Source organism: Streptomyces sp. NPDC127129 (genome assembly GCF_042671585.1).
In the GTDB taxonomy this organism is placed as follows: Bacteria; Actinomycetota; Actinomycetes; order Streptomycetales; family Streptomycetaceae; genus Streptomyces.
In genome coordinates, this window is sequence record NZ_JBHXTV010000004.1 from 369,547 (window position 1) to 390,716 (window position 21,170).

At 70.2% G+C, this 21,170-nt stretch carries 23 protein-coding genes; 12 read left to right on the plus strand and 11 right to left on the minus strand.

What is annotated here, in order from left to right:
- Nucleotides 1-453 precede the first annotated feature (453 nt).
- Both ACFVGW_RS10165 and ACFVGW_RS10170 read right to left on the minus strand, forming a co-directional pair.
- Nucleotides 454-1,359, minus strand: a complete 906-nt coding sequence (locus tag ACFVGW_RS10165) for an NADP-dependent oxidoreductase (RefSeq protein WP_385851588.1) — start codon at nucleotides 1,357-1,359, stop codon at nucleotides 454-456.
- 93 nt (nucleotides 1,360-1,452) lie between these two features.
- The gene (locus ACFVGW_RS10170) at nucleotides 1,453-2,523 is read right to left on the minus strand and encodes an alkene reductase (RefSeq protein ID WP_385851589.1); all 1,071 of its coding nucleotides are present in this window, start codon (nucleotides 2,521-2,523) and stop codon (nucleotides 1,453-1,455) included.
- 290 nt (nucleotides 2,524-2,813) lie between these two features.
- Between ACFVGW_RS10170 and ACFVGW_RS10175 the strand changes: the two genes are divergently transcribed.
- The gene (locus ACFVGW_RS10175; protein WP_385851590.1) at nucleotides 2,814-3,281 is read left to right on the plus strand and encodes a MarR family winged helix-turn-helix transcriptional regulator; all 468 of its coding nucleotides are present in this window, start codon (nucleotides 2,814-2,816) and stop codon (nucleotides 3,279-3,281) included.
- Nucleotides 3,282-3,856: 575 nt separating this feature from the next.
- On the opposite strand, the gene ACFVGW_RS10180 is transcribed toward ACFVGW_RS10175, so the two are convergent.
- Nucleotides 3,857-4,642, minus strand: a complete 786-nt coding sequence (locus ACFVGW_RS10180; protein WP_385851591.1) for a restriction endonuclease — start codon at nucleotides 4,640-4,642, stop codon at nucleotides 3,857-3,859.
- Between the two features lie 452 nt (nucleotides 4,643-5,094).
- Between ACFVGW_RS10180 and ACFVGW_RS10185 the strand changes: the two genes are divergently transcribed.
- The 4 genes from ACFVGW_RS10185 (at nucleotide 5,095) to ACFVGW_RS10200 (ending at nucleotide 9,420) form a co-directional block, all read left to right on the plus strand.
- Nucleotides 5,095-6,348, plus strand: a complete 1,254-nt coding sequence (locus ACFVGW_RS10185; RefSeq protein ID WP_385851592.1) for a PucR family transcriptional regulator — start codon at nucleotides 5,095-5,097, stop codon at nucleotides 6,346-6,348.
- 225 nt (nucleotides 6,349-6,573) lie between these two features.
- Nucleotides 6,574-6,867, plus strand: coding sequence for a DUF485 domain-containing protein (locus tag ACFVGW_RS10190; RefSeq protein ID WP_385851593.1), 294 nt, complete (start codon nucleotides 6,574-6,576; stop codon nucleotides 6,865-6,867).
- A complete protein-coding gene (locus tag ACFVGW_RS10195) occupies nucleotides 6,867-8,447 on the plus strand; it encodes a cation acetate symporter (RefSeq protein WP_385851594.1) in 1,581 nt (526 codons plus the stop codon). The genes ACFVGW_RS10190 and ACFVGW_RS10195 overlap by 1 nt, the downstream gene beginning before the upstream one ends.
- Before the next feature lie 145 nt (nucleotides 8,448-8,592).
- On the plus strand, nucleotides 8,593-9,420 hold the full coding sequence (locus ACFVGW_RS10200) for an SDR family oxidoreductase (protein WP_385851595.1): 828 nt from the start codon (nucleotides 8,593-8,595) through the stop codon (nucleotides 9,418-9,420).
- 1 nt (nucleotide 9,421) lies between these two features.
- Here ACFVGW_RS10200 and ACFVGW_RS10205 read toward each other — a convergent pair whose 3' ends face one another.
- Nucleotides 9,422-10,015: an SMI1/KNR4 family protein gene (locus ACFVGW_RS10205; RefSeq protein ID WP_385851721.1), complete on the minus strand. Its 594-nt coding sequence runs from the start codon at nucleotides 10,013-10,015 to the stop codon at nucleotides 9,422-9,424.
- Nucleotides 10,016-10,183: 168 nt separating this feature from the next.
- On the opposite strand from ACFVGW_RS10205, the gene ACFVGW_RS10210 reads away from it, so the two are divergent.
- Entirely contained in the window at nucleotides 10,184-10,741 is a 558-nt protein-coding gene (locus tag ACFVGW_RS10210) for a hypothetical protein (RefSeq protein WP_385851596.1), read from the plus strand.
- A 326-nt stretch (nucleotides 10,742-11,067) separates the two neighbouring features.
- Here the strand turns inward: ACFVGW_RS10210 and ACFVGW_RS10215 are convergent, their stop codons facing one another.
- From ACFVGW_RS10215 to ACFVGW_RS10230, 4 genes are all read right to left on the minus strand, one after another.
- The gene (locus ACFVGW_RS10215; protein WP_352192081.1) at nucleotides 11,068-11,433 is read right to left on the minus strand and encodes a four-helix bundle copper-binding protein; all 366 of its coding nucleotides are present in this window, start codon (nucleotides 11,431-11,433) and stop codon (nucleotides 11,068-11,070) included.
- A gap of 401 nt (nucleotides 11,434-11,834) precedes the next feature.
- Nucleotides 11,835-12,188: a DoxX family protein gene (locus ACFVGW_RS10220; RefSeq protein ID WP_385851597.1), complete on the minus strand. Its 354-nt coding sequence runs from the start codon at nucleotides 12,186-12,188 to the stop codon at nucleotides 11,835-11,837.
- Between the two features lie 733 nt (nucleotides 12,189-12,921).
- Entirely contained in the window at nucleotides 12,922-14,169 is a 1,248-nt protein-coding gene (locus ACFVGW_RS10225) for an MFS transporter (protein WP_385851722.1), read from the minus strand.
- A gap of 17 nt (nucleotides 14,170-14,186) precedes the next feature.
- Entirely contained in the window at nucleotides 14,187-14,726 is a 540-nt protein-coding gene (locus ACFVGW_RS10230; RefSeq protein WP_385851598.1) for an ArsR/SmtB family transcription factor, read from the minus strand.
- Between the two features lie 462 nt (nucleotides 14,727-15,188).
- On the opposite strand from ACFVGW_RS10230, the gene ACFVGW_RS10235 reads away from it, so the two are divergent.
- Nucleotides 15,189-15,563, plus strand: coding sequence for a hypothetical protein (locus ACFVGW_RS10235; RefSeq protein ID WP_385851599.1), 375 nt, complete (start codon nucleotides 15,189-15,191; stop codon nucleotides 15,561-15,563).
- Nucleotides 15,564-15,752: 189 nt separating this feature from the next.
- Nucleotides 15,753-16,142: an ArsR/SmtB family transcription factor gene (locus ACFVGW_RS10240; protein WP_385851600.1), complete on the plus strand. Its 390-nt coding sequence runs from the start codon at nucleotides 15,753-15,755 to the stop codon at nucleotides 16,140-16,142.
- A 91-nt stretch (nucleotides 16,143-16,233) separates the two neighbouring features.
- On the opposite strand, the gene ACFVGW_RS10245 is transcribed toward ACFVGW_RS10240, so the two are convergent.
- The gene (locus ACFVGW_RS10245) at nucleotides 16,234-16,665 is read right to left on the minus strand and encodes a putative quinol monooxygenase (protein ID WP_385851601.1); all 432 of its coding nucleotides are present in this window, start codon (nucleotides 16,663-16,665) and stop codon (nucleotides 16,234-16,236) included.
- A gap of 102 nt (nucleotides 16,666-16,767) precedes the next feature.
- Here ACFVGW_RS10245 and ACFVGW_RS10250 point away from each other — a divergent pair, with 102 nt between their 5' ends.
- The 3 genes from ACFVGW_RS10250 (at nucleotide 16,768) to ACFVGW_RS10260 (ending at nucleotide 18,057) form a co-directional block, all read left to right on the plus strand.
- Entirely contained in the window at nucleotides 16,768-17,085 is a 318-nt protein-coding gene (locus tag ACFVGW_RS10250) for an ArsR/SmtB family transcription factor (RefSeq protein ID WP_385851602.1), read from the plus strand.
- Between the two features lie 339 nt (nucleotides 17,086-17,424).
- Entirely contained in the window at nucleotides 17,425-17,676 is a 252-nt protein-coding gene (locus tag ACFVGW_RS10255) for an antitoxin MazE7 (protein ID WP_385851603.1), read from the plus strand.
- A 3-nt stretch (nucleotides 17,677-17,679) separates the two neighbouring features.
- A complete protein-coding gene (locus tag ACFVGW_RS10260) occupies nucleotides 17,680-18,057 on the plus strand; it encodes a toxin Doc (RefSeq protein WP_385851604.1) in 378 nt (125 codons plus the stop codon).
- A gap of 366 nt (nucleotides 18,058-18,423) precedes the next feature.
- On the opposite strand, the gene ACFVGW_RS10265 is transcribed toward ACFVGW_RS10260, so the two are convergent.
- Nucleotides 18,424-18,762, minus strand: a complete 339-nt coding sequence (locus ACFVGW_RS10265) for a thioredoxin family protein (protein ID WP_385851605.1) — start codon at nucleotides 18,760-18,762, stop codon at nucleotides 18,424-18,426.
- A gap of 141 nt (nucleotides 18,763-18,903) precedes the next feature.
- On the opposite strand from ACFVGW_RS10265, the gene ACFVGW_RS10270 reads away from it, so the two are divergent.
- Complete coding sequence (locus ACFVGW_RS10270; protein WP_385851723.1) at nucleotides 18,904-19,185, plus strand: DoxX family protein; 282 nt, start codon at nucleotides 18,904-18,906, stop codon at nucleotides 19,183-19,185.
- A 42-nt stretch (nucleotides 19,186-19,227) separates the two neighbouring features.
- Here ACFVGW_RS10270 and ACFVGW_RS10275 read toward each other — a convergent pair whose 3' ends face one another.
- Nucleotides 19,228-21,165 (minus strand): D-alanyl-D-alanine carboxypeptidase family protein, encoded by a 1,938-nt coding sequence (locus ACFVGW_RS10275; RefSeq protein ID WP_385851606.1) that lies wholly within the window; start codon nucleotides 21,163-21,165, stop codon nucleotides 19,228-19,230.
- Nucleotides 21,166-21,170: the final 5 nt, after the last annotated feature.

The following is a 21,170-nucleotide window of genomic DNA, read 5'->3' on the forward strand; positions in this document are numbered from 1 at the left end:
GTGGTGTGGCGCTGGGCCAGCCGCGGAGCCGCTCCCGTGCGGGCAACATGGCCCTGCAGTCGCGGGTGCAGGTGGTGGCCCGGGCGGGAGCTTGGTTGTGGGTGTCGAGCCCGGCTCCAACCAGTCCGTGCAGCCGGTCAGTGAGCATCGCGGTGCAGATGCGTTCTATGGCCGTGCGCAGAAGCGGGCGGGTCGGGTGGTCGGAGCGTGGGGATCATGCCGTTCCACCTCTGGCCGAGGCCTTGATCACGGCGGCGCTGTCTGCGCGCGGCACAAGGGGCGGCGGTGGGGGATGGCGGCGCGTGCCATTCTGTTCGGCCTTCGCGTCGTGCTGGTGGAGCTCGTGCCTCGGACTTGATGCTGGGGTGGGGACCGCAGTCGGCCGGGGGTGGGCCGCTGCGGCCCCCGGGGCCGCCTCGCGCTTCCAGCGATGCGAGGCGGCAGCACACGGAGTCAAGGCAGGAGGACTGCCTTGCCCCGGTTGCGGTGGGCTTCCAGGTCGGCGTGGGCCTGGGCGGCCTCGGCCAGGGGGTAGGTGCGCCAGATCGGCACGCTGAGCTTTCCGACGGCGGCAAGCTGCACCAGCTCCGGCAGGTACTCGCCGCCCCGGTCGGCGCTGCCTGCGCTGAAGCGGACGCCGTGCTGCTGGGCGGCCATGTCGGCGATGGTGATCACCTTGGCCGCATCGCCGGTCAGGGCGGCGGAGTCGGCGAGCACGCCGGCGCCGGAGGCGTCGAACACGAAGTCCACCTCGCCCGGAGCGGCAGCCTTGACCCGGTCCACCCAGCCGTCGCCGTAGCGGACGGCGGTGGCGCCGTGGGCGGTGACGCGCTCCAGGTCGCGCTCGGCGGCGGTGCCGATGACGGTGATGCCGCGGCCGACGGCCAGCTGCACCGCGATCACACCCACGCTGCCGGCTGCGCCGTGGACGAGCAGGGTCTGACCCGCCTGCACACCGAGCTGCCGAAGGACCCGGTGCGCGGTCTGGCCGACCGTGACGAGGGAGGCGGCGACCTCCCACGACAACTCCTCGGGCTTGGCCACCGGTCGCTCCAGCAGGGCGTACTCGCTGTAGCTGCCGCCGATCGTGGCTCCGAGTACGTGATCCCCCACGACCGCGTCGGCTCCCTCGCCGGCGGCGTCGACGACACCGGCGGCGTCCAAGCCGGGGGTCACGGGGAAGCGCGCCGGGGCGACCTTGGCCATCAGGCCGGAGCGGTGCTTCATGTCGATCGGGTTCACGGAGGCGGCCCGCACCCGGATCCGGACCTGGCCGGGGCCCGGCTCAGGAGGGGTGACCTCGGTCAGCCGCAGCACCTCGGGCGGACCGTACTCGGAGAATGTGATCGCAGTGGACATCGGGACTCCTAGGTGGAGGCAGGCAGGGAAGTGAACGGGATGGCGTGACTCACTGTGCGGTCACGACGGTGTCCGCGCCGGCGGGCTCGCCGCTCAGGCGGTGAGGGCGGGGTAGTCGGTGTAGCCGCGGTGGTCGCCGCCGTAGAAGGTGGCCGCATCCGGGGTGTTGAAGGGACCTCCGGCGGCCAGACGGGCCGGCAGGTCGGGGTTGGCCAGGAACAGCGCCCCGTAGGCGATCATGTCCGCGCTGCCGTTCTCGATCAGCTTCAGCGCCTCGGGACCGGTGACCTCCGGGTACGTGAAGGGGTTGAGGACGAACAGGCCGGGCCACGCCTTGCGCAGCCGCGCAGTCAGGTCACGGTCGGGGCCCTCCATCAGGTGCAGGTACGCCAGGTCCAGGCCGACGAGCTTGGCCAGGAGCGCCTCGTACGTCTCGGCCGGGTCGTCCTCGGCCATGTCGTTGTACAGGTTGCCGGGCGAAACCCGCAGGCCCACGCGGTCGCTGCCGATCGCCTCGGCCACGGCGGTCGCCACCTCGACGGCGAAGCGGATACGGCCCTCGGTGTCGCCGCCCCAGGCGTCGGTGCGCCGGTTGGTGTCGGGCGCGAGGAACTGGTGGACCAGATAGCCGTTGGCGCCATGGATCTCCACGCCGTCGAAGCCGGCCTCGATCGCGTTGCGGGCCGCGGCGGCGAAGTCGTCGATCGTCTGCCGGATCTCGGCCTCGCTCAGCTCCTTCGGCGTGACGTACTCCTTCGGTCCCTCATGGGTGAAGACCCGGCCCTTGGCAGCCACCGCCGACGGCGCGACCGGCACCAGGCCGTCGGGCAGCAGGCTGGGGTGGCCGATCCGGCCGGTGTGCATCAGCTGCGCGAAGATCACGCCGCCCTCGCGGTGCACGGCATCCGTCACCGTCCGCCACGCGGCCACCTGCCCGGGCGTGTGCAGGCCGGGCGTGTCGGGGTAGCCCTGGCCGATCGGCGAGGGCTGGATGCCCTCGGTGACGATCAGCCCGGCACTGGCGCGCTGCGCGTAGTACGTCGCCATCAGCTCCGTCGGCTCCGCGCCGGGCCCGAACGCGCGGCTGCGCGTCATCGGCGCCATCGCGACACGGCTGGGCAGGCGGCGGCCGCCAAGGACGATCGGATCGAAAGCAGTAGTCATGATCTCTTCCCTCGCAAGGAGTGGCAGGCGCGGTGGCCTCGACACTTTCAACGTAACAGATACCTGTCCGAACAAGTAAATGTCTCGAGGGTATTCCCGCGCCGCCTTGTGGCGCACAATATGTGGACTAAACAGGCAAATCACAAGCAAGAGTCAGGAAGCGCGGCGGATGGGTCGCGGTCGCGAGGTAGTATTAGTTGCCCAACCAAGGAAGTGAGGGAGAGATGGCGCAATCCACGCCGGCAACCGGGAAGGAGCGGGCAGGAGCAGGGCAGGACGCGAGCGTTCCGATGCCGGCTGCCGCCGGCGGCGGGCCCGTCAGTCACGCGATCTTCCGTGTCGCCCGCCTGCACCGCATGTTCGCCGGACAGCTGCTGCGCCGCATCGGCCTGCACCCGGCACAGGAGCTGGTCATGATGCACCTGTGGGAACTCGGCCCTCAGCGCCAGACCGACCTCGTGCGCCTGATGGACTCCGACGCCGCCACGATGACCCGCACCGTCCAGCGCCTGGAGCAGGCCGGCTTCGTCCGGCGCCGCCCCTCACCCACCGACAAGCGGGCCTCGCTCATCGAACCCACCGCGGCAAGCCACGCCCTGCGCCGGGAGGTCGAGCAGATCTGGAGCCAGCTCGAGGAGCTCACGACCGCAGGGATGTCAGCCGACGAACGCGCTGCGGCTCTGCACACCTTGGAGCGACTGGAGCAGAACCTCGCGCAGGCCTCCGCCGACCCGGCAGGCGCGGACGCCGAGAGGTAGTGGTTCTCGCGGGCCGACCAACGGTTGTCGGACGGCCGGCGACCTGCGATCGCGCCGCCGTCCCCCTCGGCGGCCGGTGATTCGCGCAGCGGCCGGCACCCGGCCGGCGGGCGCAAGAACGCGTACCGGCCGGGGAAGTCGACGTGGTCGAAGTGCAGTTGACCTGGTCCGTGCTCCGCTGCACGGGGGTGAGGAAGGGCCGGGTCCAGTGGGTTCTGCGGGACACCGATCGTGCGTCACGCGTGCGGCGGCCGCCGACGCCACCCCCTACTGTCACTGGTTCGGCCGTGAAACCTCGGGCGCCCCGGCGGCGCCTGTTGAAGCGGCGGGACGAGCATTCCACGGCCTGACCGGCGGTGGCTACAGGGTGCACAGCGCGGGCGGCCGGAACCCGCCAGTGAAGGCTTGGCGTCAGGTCCGGGGGGTGTGGAGGCCCGTGGGGCTCCAGGTGGGGGAGCTGCGCGGATGGCGCGGCACGGCGGTGAGCCCGTAGAAACATCACCTGGCCCCCCCCCGGCCGGGCCGCGTCCAGCCGCCGCGCGGACGCTCAGGCCGGGCCGGTCACTGAGTGCCGGTCACCGAGAGCCAGTCACGGAGACCGAGGCCGCAGGATCCGCGTCGCCGAGCGTCTCCCAAGGGGGCGGCGCGATCTGATCGGTCCACGCGGCCAGCGCATCGCCGTCGACGCAGATGATCCCGCACGTGGCGGCGTACTCGACTGCGGGTGCGGTGAAGGAGCTGGTGGTCACGACGACTGCCACATCCGCCTCGTGGATGGCGAAGCAGGTGCCGCCGAACCTCTGCAGATCCTGGGAACCGACGCGGTTGTCCTCCGCGTAGCGCTTGCACTGGAGCACAACACGTCGGCCGTCCTCGGTCACCGCGAGCACATCGGCGCCCAGGTCGCCCGCCCCGCCCACCACTTCCACGGCGGCGCACCCGTCCCGCGCGCAGAGTGCGGCGACCGTGTGTTCAAAGCCGTCGGCGTCGACCGCTCCGTGGTCCAGAGCCCTGGCATCCAGGTCCGGCACGTAGGCCACATCGGGTACATCGGGCACGTCAGGGGCGGGCAGCGAGTCCCGCGGCGCGCCTGCGGGACGAACGCCCCCGCGGTTCCGGACGGGAACCGAACTCCGTCTGACCGTCCCCAGCCCCACGGCGAGCACTCCGAAGACGGCGAGCGTCGCGAGGACGGCGACCGGGACGCCGGACCCGCGACGCCCCGCCACGTCGGCCGTCCTGAGGAAGAGAGCGAGGCCGCCGCCGCATATCCCTACGAGCCCCACCGCCAGCAGCAGATCGCGCCCGATGGCCACAGGCCCACGTCGGGCCGCACCACGGTTTTCCCCGGTCACCTTCATCCGGGCCCTCCCTCACTCGTCGATGCCTCACGCGCACCGCGGCCCCGACCCAGGAAGGGGCGGGGGCCGCGTCGTTCCGGTCTTCGGGGCAGCACTGCGACTGTCCATTCCGAGAGGCCGATGATCCTGACGGAACGCCACGTATCCGTGAACGCGCTTTCGAAACGTGGCCGACCGCGTCGGCGCATACGGAATCATCACGATCCGGCCGAGACCTCACCACTTCCTGACCGACCGCTTAGCATGGTGCCCGCCGGAGAGGACGCTGCCGGTTCTCGCCCACGGCGACCGGCCCGCTGAAGGCTCCTGCGCTCCGCGCAGCTTCCTCGGCACCGCACGTCGACAGCGCGCGTCGGCAGCTCGCGTCGCCACCGGGCGTCGTCACCGCACGTCGGCGCCTCGCGCCCGCACCTTGCACGTGGTGCTCGCACCCCCGTCCACCAGGAGCGTCCATGCACCGTAGTTTCGCCCCCGGCAACGCCACCGACCCGTCCTCCGCCGAACTGTTCGACCGTGCGTGCCGGCGGCTTCTCGGATACGGCACGGGGTTCACGGACTCCGTCCTGGAGGCGATCCGCGCCGAGGTGCCGTACTACGCCGACCCGGTGCTCGCACCGCCCGACGTGCGCGAGAACGTGGCGACGGGCATCCGCCACGCGTTGGAGACCGGGGTGGATCCGGGCAGGATCGTGGACGTCGAGCGGTTCACCAGAGAGCTGGGCACGCGGCGCGCGGAACAGGGCCGCCCCCTCGACGAAGTGCTGCACGCCTACCGTGTCGCCGGATCCGAGGTCTGGAGCGGGATGCTCGGGGTGGTGGAGCGCGAGGGCCTGGGCGACATGCGCAGGATGGTGCACGTCGCCGAGCTGGTGTGGAAGAGCAACGACCGCGACGCCGTCCTCGTCGCCGACGCCTACCGGCAGGTCGTCGAGGGCGTGACCGGCCGGCACGCCGAACGCGTCCGTCTGATCCTCGCCGCCCTCCTCGAGACGCGCCACGAACCCGAGTTCACCCGGAGCGCGGCCGACATCCTCGATCTGCCGCTCGACAGCCGGTACGCCGTGGCGGTCGCGGAGGCGACGCCGCCGTACGGCCGCGTGCCCCAGGCCGCCCCGGAGCTGAAGGGCATCCGGGTCCTACGGCACTCCTGGGGTCGGCGCGCCGTGTTCGTGGCCCACTTGGGCGACCGTCCGCTGGACGCGTTCGCCTCCGGCCTCGTCGCAGGACCCGGGCTCCGCATCGGCATCAGCCCGGTGGTCCCGGGCCTGGAAAACCTGGCACGCGCGCGTGACATGGCCGGACTGGCCCTCCGTACCTGCCGAGGTGACGGGGAGGTCGCACGGCTCGACTCCCGTCTGCCCGACGGACTCCTGGTCTCGCGGCCCGACCTGTCCCACGAACTCGTCCGCCAGGTACTGCGGCCCCTGTACGCCCTGGACCCCGCCGACCGCGACCTGCTGTTCGACACCATCGCCGTCTGGATCGAATGCGGCGGATCCTCCGTCCAGGCCGCTCGGCAGATGTTCTGCCATCGGAACACCGTGCTGAACCGCCTGCGCCGCGTGGAACAGGTCACCGGCCTCACGCTGTCCCGCCCCCGCGACCTGGTGCAACTCACCCTCGCGCTCGATGCCCACCGCCTCCTGGGGCCGACCGCGGCAGCCGGACCCGCCGACGACGGACGCCGACGTCACCCACCGGCCTGACCTCTCCTCTCCTCTCCTCCCTGCCCCAGCGCGATCCTTCCTGGCACCCCCTCGCCCTCCCCGGCTCTCCACGCCCCTGGGCCTCCGCACAACCGCACATGCCGGGCGTTGGGAGCGGACACCGGCGCGGGCCATGCGCATGGACGTGTCATGAGGCCGGGTGCTCTGGTGAGCCCCGTTCACAGGCGACCCACCCGCACCCAGGCCTGCCAGGAGAGCTCCGCCATGACCTACCCGCACGCCCCTCGCCCCCCTCATCACTCCCGGTCCCGCCGTCGTCCAGGTCTGACCTTCGCCGTGGTCAACGGAACGGTCTTCACCGCGCATCTGCTGCTCGTGTGCTCCGCGCCCGATTTCATGGCCGCCCCGCTCCGGGGCGAGACCGGCATCGGCGTGCCGGCACTCCTCCTCCAGGCCGTGCTGCTGGTCTGGACGGCGGTGCGCTACGACCGCAGTGCGGACGAGTCCCGGACGCCCGTCCACCCCACCGCGCACGCACACGGGCACGGTGAGTACTGATGAGACCGGAGATCCCGCTGGCCGCGCCCGGCACCATGGACCCGGAGACCCAGGCACTGGTCCTCGGCTGCTTCGTGGCGTTCATCGTCCCCATCCTGTTCCTGTGCGTCCTCAGCGGCCCTCCGAGGGACCGCGTCGACGACTTCTACACGGCGGGACGCACCCTGCGGCCCCTGCGAGGGGCGCTCGTCCTCTCCGGCGTCTACCTCTCCTCGGCCATGGTGCTCGGCACCACGGGAAGCGTCGCCGTCTTCGGCTACGACGGCCTGTTCATCGCGCTCTGCATCGTGCTCTCCCTCGGCGTACTGCTCCTGCTCGCCGTGCCCCTGCGCGAGCGCGCCGGCTACACCCTGGGCGACACGTTCGGCCTGCGGACACCGGGTCGCACGGTGACGATCGCGGTCGCCGTGGTCACCCTGTGCATCTGCGTCCCCTACCTGGTCGTACAGCTCGCCGGTGCGGGGGTGACCACATCGGCGCTGCTGGGGCTGTCCGGTCCGGGGATCGAGAAGACGGCGATCGTCATGATCGGCGCTCTCGTCGTCTGCACCACGGCGTTCGGCGGCATGCGCGGTACGGTCGTGATCCAGGTGATCAAGACGGTGGTGCTGCTCTGCGTGGCCCTGAGCGTGTCCGCCGTGCTCCTGCACCGCTTCCACTGGAGTGCCGACTCCCTGATCGCCGCGGCCGGAGAGGGAAGCGGCCGCCCCGCCGACTACCTGCGCCCCGGCCTCCGATTCGGCGCGAGCGCCGAGCCCGCCGCCACCCTGGACTTCATCGGCCTCATGATCACCATCGTGCTCGGCGTGGCCTGCCTGCCGCACGTCGCCCTGCAACTCGGCACGGCGCCCGACGCCGCCACCGCCCGCCGTACCGTGCGTCATACGCTCACGATCGTGGGCGCGTTCTGCCTCACCACGGCTCTCATGGGTCTCGCCGCCTCCGCGTTGATCGGCGCTCCGGCGATCCTGGCAGCCGATCCGGGCGGAAACAGCGCGCTGGTGATGCTGGCCGACGAACTGGCCGGAGGCGCGGACGCCGACGCTGCCGGGGCGCTGCTCGTCGTCCTGGTCGCCTCCGGCGTCTTCCTCACCACACTGGCCGTCGTCGCGAGCGTCACCCTGGCGGCAGCGGGGACGATCGCCCACGACCTGTACACCCATGTGCTGCGCCGTGCGCGTACCACCGAGGGCCGCGAAGTGGCCGCCGCACGCCTGGCGTCCGCCGGTGTCGGCGTACTGAGCATCGCCCTGGCGGTCTGGGTCCAGGGGTGGAACGTCCAGTTCCTGACGGCTCTCTCCCTGGCGGTGGCCGCTTCCTCACTGCTGCCCGCCCTGGTGTACTCCCTCTTCTGGAAGGGCTACACCCGGACCGGCCTGCTCTGGACGCTGTACGGAGGCCTGGGCAGCGCCGTCGGGCTCCAACTGTCCGGCCCGGTCTTCTCCGGCAACCCTCTGGCACTCTTCCCCGACTGGCACGTCGACTGGTTCCCACTCCAGACGGTCGTCCTCGTGTCCCTACCTGTCGCCTTCCTCCTTGGCCGCCTGGGCAGCACGCGACGCGGCGCGAGGGTGCCATAGCCGTCCCGGTATCCCTGTGCTTTGACATCACGAACTCAAGTTCAGGAGCCCGTCGCTGTGCCCATTTCGGCCGTCCGGCCGCGGCCCCATGGAAGCCCGGCCGCTCGCGCAGTCTCGGCCTTGAAGCCCCGCTACGGTGTCGCTCATGACAGTTCTGATCATCGGCGGCAGCGGTTTCCTGGGCGCCGAGCTGGTCCGGCAGGCGCGGGCCGCAGGGCACAGGACGGTCGCGACGTACGCGACCGAGCCCGGCAACGCCTCCCCGTCCGCGTGGTACCCCCTTGATCTGCGGGACGCGGTCAGCCTGGACGCGGTCCTGACCGAGGTGGGCCCTCACACGGTCCTCAACGCGTCGAGTGGCAAGGCCGACTGGGCGGTCACGGCAGAAGGTCCCGTCCGGCTCGCGATGGCAGCGGCGAGGCTCGGAACCCGCCTGGTTCATGTGTCCAGCGACGCCGTCTTCTCCGGCGCGGGAGTCCACTATGACGAATCCAGCCGCCCCGACCCGATCACCCCGTACGGCGCGGCCAAGGCAGCGGCAGAGACCGGGATCCTCGCCGTGAACCCGGAAGCCGCTGTCGCCCGTACCTCGCTGATCATCGGCCACGGGCGCTCGGTACACGAGGAGGTCGTGCACGCCCTCGCAGCCGGCACCCGCGAGGGCGCCCTGTTCACCGACGACATCAGATGCCCGGTGCACGTCTCCGACCTGGCCGCCGCCCTTCTGGAGCTGGCAGCGACCGACGCCTCCGGCGTCCACCACCTCGCCGGCCGTGACGCCGTGAGTCGCCATGAACTCGGCGTACTCATCGCAGAGCGGGACGGACTCGACGGCTCCCGGCTGCCCACGGGACTGCGCGCCGACAGTCCGCATCCCGGAGCTCTCGACGTACGCCTCGACAGCCGGGCGACGCAGCGGATCCTGCGCACCACACTGCGCGGCGCCCGGCAGTTCTGTACCGCGCCCGTCTGACCTAGTCGTCCGCGAACCAGGAGCGGCCCTGCGCCCAGTGGGTCGCCCAGCCCGTGAAGCCAGGGATGCCGGGCATCACGGGGTCGGGTGACTGGGTGCCGAAGGGCATCGCGCCCTCGCCTGCGATCTGCCAGACGTGACCGCGCTGCGGGCCGGTGACGATCAAGTGCCAGTACATGCCACAGCCGTCGGTGCCCAGCAGCAGCGAGCCGTGGTCGAACACGGGATTCGTCCGGGCTTCGAACTCCTCCTCCGACAGGGCCTCCTCCTCGTCGCCGTCCGCTTCCCACAGCCATGCCGCCGTGAGCGGAAAGGGCTCGGCAAGGAGGCGGTCGGGGCGATGCGCGCCCCAGTCCGGGGGTGTTTCCGCGAGGGGCAGCAGGCCGTAGTAGGGCGGCCCGGCTCGCAGACCATCGCAGATCTCCGCCACGAACGTGCGGTACGGCTCCGGGAGTACGATGCCGTGCTCCGTCTCGAAGAACCGCACCGCGTCCCAACCGGCCGGAGGCGACGCCTCGGGGCGGGACGCAAAGATCTCACGAAGGGCGGCCAGCTCGGCCGGGTCGCAGGTTTCCGTCTTCATGCCGGTCATCATGCAAGATCCCAAAGCGGCGGCCCAGCCTCCAGCAGTAATCGTGATCATGGATGCCGGAAACCGCTTGCCGACAGCCCGCGTACTGACATCTGGAACGAACAGCCGACCTGCGGGTTTGAGTACCCGTGCTCATACAGCCGGCGTCGCCTCGTTCGTAGGATCGAATCCATGAGGAAGACCGCCACGTTCCTGGCCCTGCTGCTCGCCGCCCTGACGACCACGGGCTGCTCCGTGCTGGAGCGGGAGTACCCCTCCGCCGACCCTGCGGTGCTCTCCCAGCGCCTGACGGACCGTGCGCAGTGGGCGTACGACGGCATGGCCCTGCCGCCCCACGAAGCGGTGAGGCCGGTCCAGGTGGTGCCCGGCCACAGCTGCTATGCGGGCGGCCTCAGTATCGAGAAGACTCTGCCAGACGTCGTCACCTTCGACCTCAGCTGGACGGTCGCAGACATCCCTGCCGATGTCGCCCGTGCGACAGAGGCACGCCTGCGCCGGGAGTTCGTCTCGGCGGGCTGGACCCTCACCCACGACGGCAACCGCCGGGGCAAGGACTTGCTGGAGTTCGGTTTCCGTGTCCAGGACCCTGCGACGGGTGACCAGTTCGACCTGGCGTGGAACGACTCGACGACTTCTCTCTTCCTGTCGGGCTACACCTCCTGCGCGAAGGTTCCCCAGTCGGCGGCCGACAACCCGTCGCCGAAGACCTGGACTCCGCAATCCGTCTGACGCGCCGCAGTCCGACGCCCTCGACGGGCGACCCGGAGAAGAGGATCGATCCCGATGGGCTCGCGTTCGATGGACATCAGCGTGAGCCCCCACCTCCGCCGACGTGCAGGAGGTGGGGGCTCTGTGCTGCACTTCGCCTGTCCGGGCCGGACTGGATGCGTCCGAGCCCGTCTGGATTCTGGCGGCGGATCGCCCGGGGACGAGGGGCCTGGTCTGCACGAACGAGGTGCTCAGGCTGCCGTCTGTGTTTCGGCTGGCCACCGCCATCCGCAGCCGGGGGGCGGGCCAAGGAATCGGCTGCCCCCGCAGCTACTGTCGGGTAGTGTTCACATGGCGGCGCCGGCCATCGACCTGCACATCTCGGCGCAGCGGCGACATGCTTCGGCGCAGCGCATGAGCTGGGCGTCGTCTGGCATGGCCATACATGCTTCCGCACACATCTCGCAGGCCTTGGAACAGAGCGCGCACATCTCGGTCGACATGGGTGAGCGTCGCATCATCATGTCAGCGCACATGCGGGTGAGCTCGGAGCAGTCCATGAGCGCGCGCATGACCTGCATCTGGGCCTGGCCGCCCATCGATATGCAGGCGCTCATGGTCTCCTCGCACACGGTGTGGCAGGACATGCAGGCCTCGACGGCGTTCTGCATCTCCGGGCTGAGCGGGGTCGCCGATGCGGACTGCTGAGTCATGACTCCTCCTCGGGACGGATGAGGGACGGGTCTGGTTTCAGCCCCTTGCTCTCGTTCTACGCCTGGCCACCCACGCTCACCATCCGAGCGGAGATCTTCCGCGACAAAACGCGGCGCACCACTGACATCCTCGCTGTTCAAGCGTTCCGGGAAGGGCGACACCGTGAGCGTCCGCCACTCACTCTCAGTACTCGTCGACGCTTCACGCCTCGCGGTGGTGAGGATCGCCAGGAGCGGGCGATGGGCGGGGCGTAGGTCGTCCCGAGCGCCCAGGCGGCCGGAACGACCACCGTCGGAATCGGGATCCGTTGACCGCGCACTACCGGCACCCGCTTGGGGACGACGACGGCGAATCCGTCGTGCCGCGGCGCACGAGGCCACCCGACGAGGCAATCGGTTCATCAGCGTTCGTGATAGGCCAAGTTCATGACCAGCGCGGCCGCGGGCAGGCAGAAGAACACGAACCAGGGGCCCAGTACGTAGTCGCCGACACGGAGGTGTGCCCAGAGGGCACCGAGGAAGTACAGCACGAGACCGGCAGCGGCGAGCGCTCCCAGCACCGGTACGCCGAACCCGGCCAGCAGCCCCAGGGCGCCAGCCCCCAGCAGTGTCCCCAGCGGTCGCATCCAGGAGTGGGGCACGCCCAACTTGTCTGCCTGGCTTTTCGGGTAGTCGTGTCCGGTGAGGTTGGCGACGGCGGCCACGCCGTTGACGACCGAGGCGAGGAGGGTGGCGACGAGGTATGCGGCGAACACGTGGGTCCCCTTCATGATGCGCGAGAAATGACTGCCAGGTGATCACCACATGGACGAACCGGGGCCCTGGAACGTGACACTCCTCGCGATGCACTGCGTGGAGACCGGCGGCCTCGCCTCCCTGGGCGCCGCAGTGGAGCACGTGGAGGGCTCCCGCTCGGGATGCGGTGGCCTGTGTGCGGGCCGTCGCCGTGTTCCTGGTGGCTGGAGCACTGTCGGGGCGGGGTGCGCGCGGTGGGCCGTGATGGTGCGGCTGTCCGTTTCACGTGGCGGAGGAGCTGAAAGGTGCAGAGGGCCCGCACTCCACCCGGGTGCGGGCCCTCCAGCGTGACCGCCGACCCGGATGGGGGAGTGTCCGGGACAGCGGCAGGAGCGCCCCACCGTGCGCTCCCGCGCTCGCCTGCCCCGTGCTCTGCGATCTATGCGCGACAAGGAGAGGGACTGGCCAGCGTACGGCGACGGTGATTCCGGCCCCGCCCCGCGCTCTGGTGTCGGGGGACGGAGCGCCGGGCCCGTTGACAGCGCTCCGGGCGACCCATGTCCCAGCCGTCCGGGCCCAGCGGGGGAGGGCTGGCGGCCCGGATGGGGCAGGCAGGGGCGATCCGGCGATGGCGCTTCCACACGGCGTACAGCTGCTGGGTAGGGCGTGGCTGTTTGCTGTGGAGGGCATTGAGGACGAGCGGACCGCCTGTCAGGGCAGGGACCAGCGTCACAAGAGGTCGGGTGCACTCTCCTAGGCGGAACAGGCAGCCGGGTGATCCGGACCGTCGACAGGGGCGGCGGCACGCAGCGCCGCTTCGACCCGGCGGTTGCTGGTCATGGATGCCGTGACGGCCGTCATTGCCAGGAGGAGGCCGGCTGCGGCGTAGAGGGGGGTGCGGATGTCGTAGGCGGTGGCCAGCCAGCCGCCGAGGAAGGCCCCGACGGGGGCGGCGCACATGGCGAGCATGCGGGAGGTGGACGCGACCCGGCCCATCAGGTGGGCGGGGACGATCGCCTGCCGAAGAGAAGGCGCGAGCACCATCGTGGCGCCCATGCCGGCCCCGCAGACGGCGAGCGCCAGCCCGGCCACGTACGGGTTCGGGGCGACGGCCAGGCCCAGGATGGCGAGCCCTTCGACGGCGGCTGTGCAGGTCAGCGCAGTGCCGGTGCCGAGTCGACGGCCAAGGCGGGAGGCGATGCCCGCACCGAGCAGGCCGCCGGTGGCCTCCGCCGTGAGGAGCAGGCCGAAGCCGTAGGTGTCGATGCCGAGGCGATCGTGCGCGAAGAGGGCGAGGACGGTCTCCACAGCGAGGAAGGCGACGTTGCCGACAGCTGGGCGGAGCGCCAGCCCGAGCAGCACCCGGTCCCGGAAGACGTACGAGGCCCCGGCTCGCGCCTGCCGAAGCAGCGACTCACCGGCCTGCGGTGCGGGCCGGGGCATGGCGGGCAGCGTACGTACGAGCAGTGCGGAGACCATGAACGACGCTGCGTCGGCCAGTAGCGGAACCGCCCGACCGAGCGCGAGCAGCGCACTGCCCAGAGGCGGGCCCGCGAAGCCGGACATGGCGGTCTGGGCGCCGCGCAAGCGGGAGTTGGCGCGCTCCAGGAGCGCGGGGTCGCGGCGGAGCAGATCCGGCAGGTACGCCGTGGCGGCCGTATCGAAGAAGAGTCCGCCGAGGCCGAGCAGGAAGGCGACGGCCGCGAGCAGCGGAATGCTCAGCATGTCGAGCACGGCCGCCGCCGCCGGTATCGCCAGCAGCACCGCACGCACCGCGTCCGCGACCCACATCGTGCGTCGACGATCCCAGCGGTCCACCAGCGCACCGCCGAGCATCCCGAAGAGCAGCCACGGCAGCGTCCCGGAGGCCGTGACGACGGCGAGCGCCACCGGGTCCCGCGTCACGGTCAACGCCAGCAGCGGCAGCGCGGCATGCGACACCCCGTCACCGAGCGAGGACACCGTCTGCGCAGTCCACAGGCGTCCGAACCCGGTCGGCAACTTCCGTACATCCGAACTCACTTGGTGCCCCCCTCGGCCTGCTGGCGCGGTGCCGGGTGGAACAGCGCGAAGACGAGTGACGTGTCCGGCAGCGACGGATCGGACAGCTCCCGGTACTCGTCCGCCAGAGCCTCCAACCGCGCCCCCAGCTGCGCGAACTGCTCATCGGTGAGCCGCAGATGCGCCATCCGCACGTGCCGCTCGCCGTCCGCCGGCGACGCCTCCAGATCCGCCACCGCATGCCGCATCAGCACGTCCGGCCCTCCCTCGCCCGGATCCGGCAACACGATCGACCGTGCGGCCATCGCGTAATACCGCTCGGTGACCCCTCGCACCTTCCGCGTCCGCACCACCTTCACCAGGCCGGCCCGCTCCAGAAGTCGCACGTGATAGCTGGAACTCCCCTTCGCAAGACCCACCCGCTCGGCGATCTGAGTGATCGTCGCCGGCTCGAAGCGGAGCACGGCCATGATCCGGTGACGGGTGAGATTGGAGACGGCGCGCAGCTGCTCGTCCGTGGTGACGTGAAACGTCTCGGGGAGATCATCGGTAGGCATGCGAGCAATGGTCAATGATTCTTGACCATTGCGCAAGCGACTTCACGCGACACCTCGATCTGCCGTCCGGTACGCCAACCCCTCCTGTCGATGCCATAGACACCCTCGACCCGCCGCCGATCCGCGGAGCTGTCTGAAAACCTCCGCTCGGCAACCGCGGCGGCAGCTTGCAGTGTCATGAACCCCCATCCCGCATCCCGCCAAGCGGATCGGTCACGGCCGCGGGCGCCCACCGGCACGATCTCGCGCAGGGGTTGGCGCTCATGCTTTCGTCCACCGCGTCGCCCTCTGGGCAGGCAAAAACACAGGAGTGATTGGCGGATGCATGGGCTTGGGGATCACTTTCTGCCGGATTCCCCATCTTCCCTGCGCTCCTGACCGACAGTGGGTAGCGTCTGCCGTCATCACTCGGCTGAGGTCTGCGACCGGCCGAGCCGTCGAGAACGCAGGGAGCGAGTACTGATGTTGACTGTGGAGACGTCACTGAAAGAGGCGATGACCTCGATCGAGGGGAGCGTAGGGGTCGCTCTGGTCGACTACACGAGTGGCATGGCCCTGGGAACGCTGGGCGGAGGCAACGGGCTGGATCTGGCGGTAGCCGCGGCGGGGAACACCGACGTGATCCGGGCGAAGATCCGCACCATGGAGATGCTGGGCCTCCAGGAGGACATCGAGGACGTACTGATCACACTCGGGAGCCAGTACCACCTCATCCGGCTGATCAAGGGCCGCGGAGGCAACGGCCTGTTCCTCTACCTCGTCCTTGACAAGGGCCGAGCGAACCTGGCGATGGCCAGGCACCAACTCAGGCGCATCGAGGCGGAACTGGAGCTGTAGGCGCGCTCCTGTTCCCCGGCTCCGCATGCCCACGAGTTGAAAGAATCTTCAAGTCGACACATCTGAAAGTGATCAGCAAAGGGCGCGCGGGGTCGGGAAGCGGGAGGATGGCTGAAGCTGGGCACCGGGGACCGGCAGGTCCCGCCGGCAGCCCTTGGAACGGTTCGACGCGGGTGGGAGTGTTGTCGCATGCAGGTACCGCTGTACCAGGCCAAGGCGGAGTTCTTCCGCATGCTCGGACACCCCGCCCGGATCCGCGTACTGGAACTGCTCCAGAACGGACCCGTACCCGTACGTGAACTCCTGAACGAGATCGAGATCGAACCGTCCAACCTCTCCCAACAGCTCGCGGTACTACGACGATCCGGCATCGTGGTGTCCATCCGCGACGGCTCCACCGTCAGCTATGCCCTGGCCGGCGGCGACGTGGCGGAACTCCTTCGCGCAGCACGGCGCATCCTCACCGAACTCCTGGCCGGGCAGAACGAGCTGCTCGAAGAGCTCAGGCACACGGACACGTCACCGGAATCGGTCCGCCCGCACTGTGAATCCGGCCCGGAAGCCCGCGTTGTGAGGTGACCAGGCGCCGGGCCCGCGCCGCCACGAGCGCACAACCCTCAGCAGCCGTGCATTCCGCCCCCGGCATCGAGTTGTGTGGCGGTCTCTCACGTCATCGCGCTCGGAGCGGGGCCGCACCGGATGTGTCCGGCTGCGCTGCGGGGGTGGGATCGGTTGAGACGTACAAGACCGGCGCGGCGTCACTGGGGTGACCGAGGCTCCGCTCCAGGCCGACGGCCGGCTGGTAGGGGCTGTGCATGGTGAGAAAACGGATGTCGAGATCCGTCTGCAGGTAGTCCATGCGCCGCTCCCAGAAGGCTTGCATGTGGGGGAGGGCCAGGTGGACGTCGAGATCGGCCTTGGAGCGCCAGGCCTCGTAGAAGACGAAGACGCCGGGGTCGTTGCGATCCTCGTGGAAGTGGTATTCCAGGCAGCCGGGTTCCTGCCGCGTCGGCTCTACGAAGGAGAGGAGGAGCTGCTTCAACTCCGCGGCGTGTTCGGGCTTGGGTCGAGCGATGCCGACAAGTGAGAAGGGCTGGGTCATGCGGGGTTCTCTCCCTGATAGGTACAATCGATCTCGTACCTTCCGCACGCTATCGAACCCATAGGTACGATGCAATCCATACCTGAAGGGAGGGTGTCCCGAATGCCCGATGATGAAGGCCACCCGAGCGTCGAGGAGATGGAACTCGGCCCGGTTCTATCCGCGTTGGCAGATTCGCTCCGCCGCCGAGTGGTGCGTGAGCTGGTAGCCGAACCCGACGGCGTGGCGCGGACGTGCAGCTCCTTCGGGCTGCCCGTCTCCAAGGCGACCGTGACGCACCACTTCCGTGTACTGCGCGAGGCCGGGTTGATCCGGCAGGTCGACCGGGGCAACAGCCGGATGGCCAGCCTGCGCCGAGCCGACATCGAGCAGCGGTTTCCTGGGTTGCTGGGCATCGTGGCTGCCGAGCCGAAGGGGTGAGCTCGGGGCCACGGGCTTCAGGGCCTGACACCACCTGCGGCGCCTGGCGCGGAGAGGCGCAGGGCTGGTCCCGGTGTCTCCAGTGACCTCGCCGGAGCGGTCCTGGCCGCGATGATCGGGCTGCGCCACATCAACGGACTCCGAGTCCGGGAAGAGTTCGCCACGGCGATGCGCCGGCGTACGCGCCGCGCCGTGAGACCAGGACCCCTACCGGCTGAGACCGGGGGGCTCACGAGGCCGGCCCAAAGGTGAAGCAGTGCCAGAAGGCCGGTACGGCCGCCCTGCAAATCCGGCCATCCGGGGTAGCCGCACTGGTATACCACCGGGCATACTCGATGCATGGCAGACACGACCGTCAAGATCGACGACACGACCCGGGACCGGCTCAAAACGCTGGCTGACGGGGCGGGCATGTCCATGAAGGACTACCTCGCGCAGGTGGCCGCCGAGAAGGAGCAGGAGCGCCTCCAGGACACTGCGACGGCTGCTTTCCGCCGCGCCATCAGCGCTCCAGGGATCGTGGACCGGTTCGACGCCGAGTTCGGCGGCCTTCCGCCGGTGGCCAAGCGTGGGTCTTCGCGGGCGGCCTGACCTGTGGATCTACTCATCGATCACCGATGGCTCCTGGAGCGCCAAGAGGACATCCTCCGCAAGGACCTCACGGTCAACGACCTATCGGTCCTCGTCGGCATGGCCGCCCGTCACCGGGTGAACACCCCGCGTCTCGACCAGGCCGACCCTGACGCCTTCTGGCGCGCCGCAGTGTTCCTTGAGGAATGCGTCCTGCTGCGCCCGCTCCCCGCCCGGAACGAGCTCTACGGTTACGGCATCGCCATCGCGTACCTCGAGGCGTCCGGCAATCGCGTGGACACCACGTTCGAGCCGTGGCGCGACCTGGTCAACGACATTCGCGCCCTACGGCTGAACTCCTACGACATCGCCGACCGTCTTCGGTCCTTGAGCTCTTCCTGAATCGGGCCGATCGCTGGGGTCGTAGACCCTGTCCGCCCTGCGCCACCCGCGCGTCAGCCGAATCGGTCGCCTTCGGGGGGACTGCGCGGTGCTCGCCCGCGGCTCTCCTCGCAAGAGGTCGCCGAGCGCCTTGCGGCGAGCTGCTGCCCGCCCGGAGTACGAGGAGGGGAACAGGAAGCCGGTCCCGCCCCGGTTCGAGTACTTCCACGACGGCCGGATGCTGAGCGGCAGACCACTCCGCTCTGGGGAGTCTCTCGGAAGAATGCTGCCGCTTGCGAACCACTCTGGCTCATGCCACGCGAGCCTGACCTCGCCGGCCCGGTGAAGAAACGACGGCGTCGCCAGCCTTGGAGGAAGTGGGCGGTCTCAGAGGTGGCCGTCCAGGAACTCGCGGACCTCGGCGGTGGTCATGGGCCCCGTGCCGTACGCCACCACCTCGCCATCCTTCAACAGGACGTAGGACGGGGCTCCGCTGATCCGGTATCGCTCGGTTGCGGCCGGACAGCGCGTGATGTCGGTGCGGACTGCAGTCAAACGGCCCCTGTACTCGACTGCGATGGCACCCACGGCGAGGTCCATCGCCCGGCAGGGCTCGATCGCCTTGGGCCATGTTCCGGTGAAGTACACGAGCGCAGGGACCTTGCTCATCCCCAGAATGAAATCAAACTCCGCATCTTCACGGGGTTGGTGAACCCACTGCGCCATGGAAGCTCCTGTCCTCACTGTTCCGACTCTCCAGCCCCATCATCCCCGGCGCGGCCGCGCCCCGGTCTCGAGCTGCTCGAGTGGCCCTGCTCCGTCCTCGGACCACGGCCTTCGGTGACCCGAATTGCGGCGGCCGAGGTCATCCAGTTCGCCGACCTGCTGCTGCGGCAGGCCGACCGTGCCGCAACCTTGCCAGCCCTCAGGGCGCTGGGGACGGTCGAAGTACTCGGCGCGATCGGCCTGATCCTGCCGCCGCGGACCGGCGTCGCTCCGTGGCTGGCGCCAGCCACGGCCATCGGCTTCGTCCTCCTGCAGACCGGTGCGATCGCCGTCCACGTGATGGGCGAAGACCGCAAGATCGCACTCAACGTCGGGCTCACCGTTACCGCGGCTGTGACCATGTGGCTGGCCATCCGGCTGTGATCGGGGTGACTGCGCCGTCGACCCCGGGGTGCCGGTCCCCGCTCAGCGGATGCGGGTGAGCCGGGTGCCGATGGAGGGTTCAGAGAGCTCGCGACCAGCCATGACCGGTACGCTCCTGGCTCCCGCTCCCTCGCCCACGGCCAGCACGCCGACCTCGGCGCCCGCCGCGGCCGTGCGCGGAACGGTGGCATTCGCCCCGCTCCTCCCGCTGAGCGTGAGGTGGAGCGTCTGCCCAGGGGCGGCGACGATCTTCAGGTCCGCGCCGGCCACGAGCGGTGTGCGGCCGCCGAGCCCGTCGTCGATGTATCCGACCGTGTCGCCCTTGCGGACCACCGTGGCCGAGGTCAGGGCGCCCCGGACGGACTCGATGACCTTCTTGCTGTTGGCCAGCACCAGGGCCAGGCTCCGGGTCGCGTTGGGATCCGCGCCGTCCGCCCGCTGGTCCATCAACGCACCCAGGATCAGCGGGGTCTCGTCGCCGACGGACTTGTAGCCTGCCCAGACCAGCGCGCCGCCGGCTGGGGTGCTCGATCCGGTCTTGATGCCGCGGATGCTCAACTCGGGTTCGGTGAGCAGGGTGTTGTTGTTGATCAGTCGCTGGGACAGGTTCTTGATCTCGGCGTCCGGCAGGGCGACCACGGAACGGAACACGTCGTTCTTCATCGCCGCCTCGGCGAGCTTGAGCTGGTCGACGGCCGTGCTCACAGTGCCCGCGTCGAGGCCGCTCGGGTCGGTGTACGTGGTGTCGTTCATGCCGAGTTCGCGGGCGGCGGCGTTCATCTTCTCCACGAAGGCCGCTTCGGAAGCGCTGCCGGTGGACCAACGTGCCAGTAGCCGGGCCGTGTTGTTGCCTGATGGGATCATCAGCATCTTCAGCATGTCGAGCTGGCTGTAGGTGCTGCCTTCGGTGAGTCCCTGGATCCGGGACTCGTTCTGGGACCGGCCGTCGGCGACGGTCTTGGCGTCGACCGTGATGGGGGGACCGGTCTCGCCCTTGCGCAGAGGATGGTCCTTGAGTACGACGTACGCTGTCATGATCTTGGCAACGCTCGCGGTCGGCACCGGCTTCTGCGCGCCGAACGTGCCGATCGTCCCCGAACCGGGGAGGCGCACGGCGCCTTGTCCCTCCCCGGGCCAGGGGATGGCGAGCTGCCCCTCCACGGTGTGCGTCCGCTCGGTCGCGAGGAGTTGGGGGTCGGGCAGCGGGCGCAGCAACTGGGCACCGGCCACGGCGCCGACGAGGAGCAGCAGAAGGGGAGCCCATACCTTGACCCGCCGCACCGCGACGCGGCGCGGAGTCTCGGCCGGGGGAGGGGTATTGGTCAGCTGGGCGAGCAGGTTCAGCGGGGCCCCGGCGGGCTCCGCCTTCTCCGGGGCGCGAGCGGGCGCGGCCACGGACGGGCGCGGGGCGGCGGCCGGCGGGGCCGTCGGAACGGCGAAGTTCGCCGTCGGGGTGTCCGGAACCGTCGGCACGGCGAGGGCGCGGGTGCGCTGGTCGTCCTGCTCGGGCCGAGCCCACGAAGGCGTGGGCCGGCCGGGTCCGTCCGTCGTGCGGGAGTCGACTGGCCCGACACTCCGCCTGTTGGCCGGGGCGATCGTGCCCAGGACGGCGGTGGCCTGGTCCACGGCCGGTCGCGGGCCGGCCGGGGACTGAGCCTCGTCGGACTCGGTACGGGAGGCGGCGTCGCGGGCGGGGGCTGCGGAGTCGCGCTCGACGTCGCCGCGGGCCTCGACCGGCCGGGCGGGCGCGGGCCCGGACGATCCGGAACTCCCGCCCGCAGCCGACGGGGCGGCGTCGGATCGGTCCTCGGTCTCGGTCCCGTCCTCGGCGTCAGAACGGCCCTGGACGTTGAGCCCGTCCTTGGCGTCGATCCCGTTCTCGGCCACGGAGACGGCCTCCGTGTCGGAGTCGGCCTCGAGTCGGGACCCATCCTCCGGGAGCGCCACGGATCCCGCGGTCACGGGAGCGGTCTTCGGCATGCCCG

Excerpts from the sequence above, each read along its gene's own strand:
- ACFVGW_RS10165 (WP_385851588.1), bottom strand. The coding sequence starts at position 1,359 with ATGTCCACTGCGATCACATTCTCCGAGTACGGTCCGCCCGAGGTGCTG.
- ACFVGW_RS10170 (WP_385851589.1), bottom strand. The coding sequence starts at position 2,523 with ATGACTACTGCTTTCGATCCGATCGTCCTTGGCGGCCGCCGCCTGCCC.
- ACFVGW_RS10175 (WP_385851590.1), top strand. The coding sequence starts at position 2,814 with ATGCCGGCTGCCGCCGGCGGCGGGCCCGTCAGTCACGCGATCTTCCGT.
- ACFVGW_RS10180 (WP_385851591.1), bottom strand. The coding sequence starts at position 4,642 with ATGAAGGTGACCGGGGAAAACCGTGGTGCGGCCCGACGTGGGCCTGTG.
- ACFVGW_RS10185 (WP_385851592.1), top strand. The coding sequence starts at position 5,095 with ATGCACCGTAGTTTCGCCCCCGGCAACGCCACCGACCCGTCCTCCGCC.
- ACFVGW_RS10190 (WP_385851593.1), top strand. The coding sequence starts at position 6,574 with ATGACCTACCCGCACGCCCCTCGCCCCCCTCATCACTCCCGGTCCCGC.
- ACFVGW_RS10195 (WP_385851594.1), top strand. The coding sequence starts at position 6,867 with ATGAGACCGGAGATCCCGCTGGCCGCGCCCGGCACCATGGACCCGGAG.
- ACFVGW_RS10200 (WP_385851595.1), top strand. The coding sequence starts at position 8,593 with ATGACAGTTCTGATCATCGGCGGCAGCGGTTTCCTGGGCGCCGAGCTG.
- ACFVGW_RS10205 (WP_385851721.1), bottom strand. The coding sequence starts at position 10,015 with ATGATGACCGGCATGAAGACGGAAACCTGCGACCCGGCCGAGCTGGCC.
- ACFVGW_RS10210 (WP_385851596.1), top strand. The coding sequence starts at position 10,184 with ATGAGGAAGACCGCCACGTTCCTGGCCCTGCTGCTCGCCGCCCTGACG.
- ACFVGW_RS10215 (WP_352192081.1), bottom strand. The coding sequence starts at position 11,433 with ATGACTCAGCAGTCCGCATCGGCGACCCCGCTCAGCCCGGAGATGCAG.
- ACFVGW_RS10230 (WP_385851598.1), bottom strand. The coding sequence starts at position 14,726 with ATGCCTACCGATGATCTCCCCGAGACGTTTCACGTCACCACGGACGAG.
- ACFVGW_RS10235 (WP_385851599.1), top strand. The coding sequence starts at position 15,189 with ATGTTGACTGTGGAGACGTCACTGAAAGAGGCGATGACCTCGATCGAG.
- ACFVGW_RS10240 (WP_385851600.1), top strand. The coding sequence starts at position 15,753 with ATGCAGGTACCGCTGTACCAGGCCAAGGCGGAGTTCTTCCGCATGCTC.
- ACFVGW_RS10245 (WP_385851601.1), bottom strand. The coding sequence starts at position 16,665 with ATGACCCAGCCCTTCTCACTTGTCGGCATCGCTCGACCCAAGCCCGAA.
- ACFVGW_RS10250 (WP_385851602.1), top strand. The coding sequence starts at position 16,768 with ATGCCCGATGATGAAGGCCACCCGAGCGTCGAGGAGATGGAACTCGGC.
- ACFVGW_RS10255 (WP_385851603.1), top strand. The coding sequence starts at position 17,425 with ATGGCAGACACGACCGTCAAGATCGACGACACGACCCGGGACCGGCTC.
- ACFVGW_RS10265 (WP_385851605.1), bottom strand. The coding sequence starts at position 18,762 with ATGGCGCAGTGGGTTCACCAACCCCGTGAAGATGCGGAGTTTGATTTC.
- ACFVGW_RS10275 (WP_385851606.1), bottom strand. The coding sequence starts at position 21,165 with ATGCCGAAGACCGCTCCCGTGACCGCGGGATCCGTGGCGCTCCCGGAG.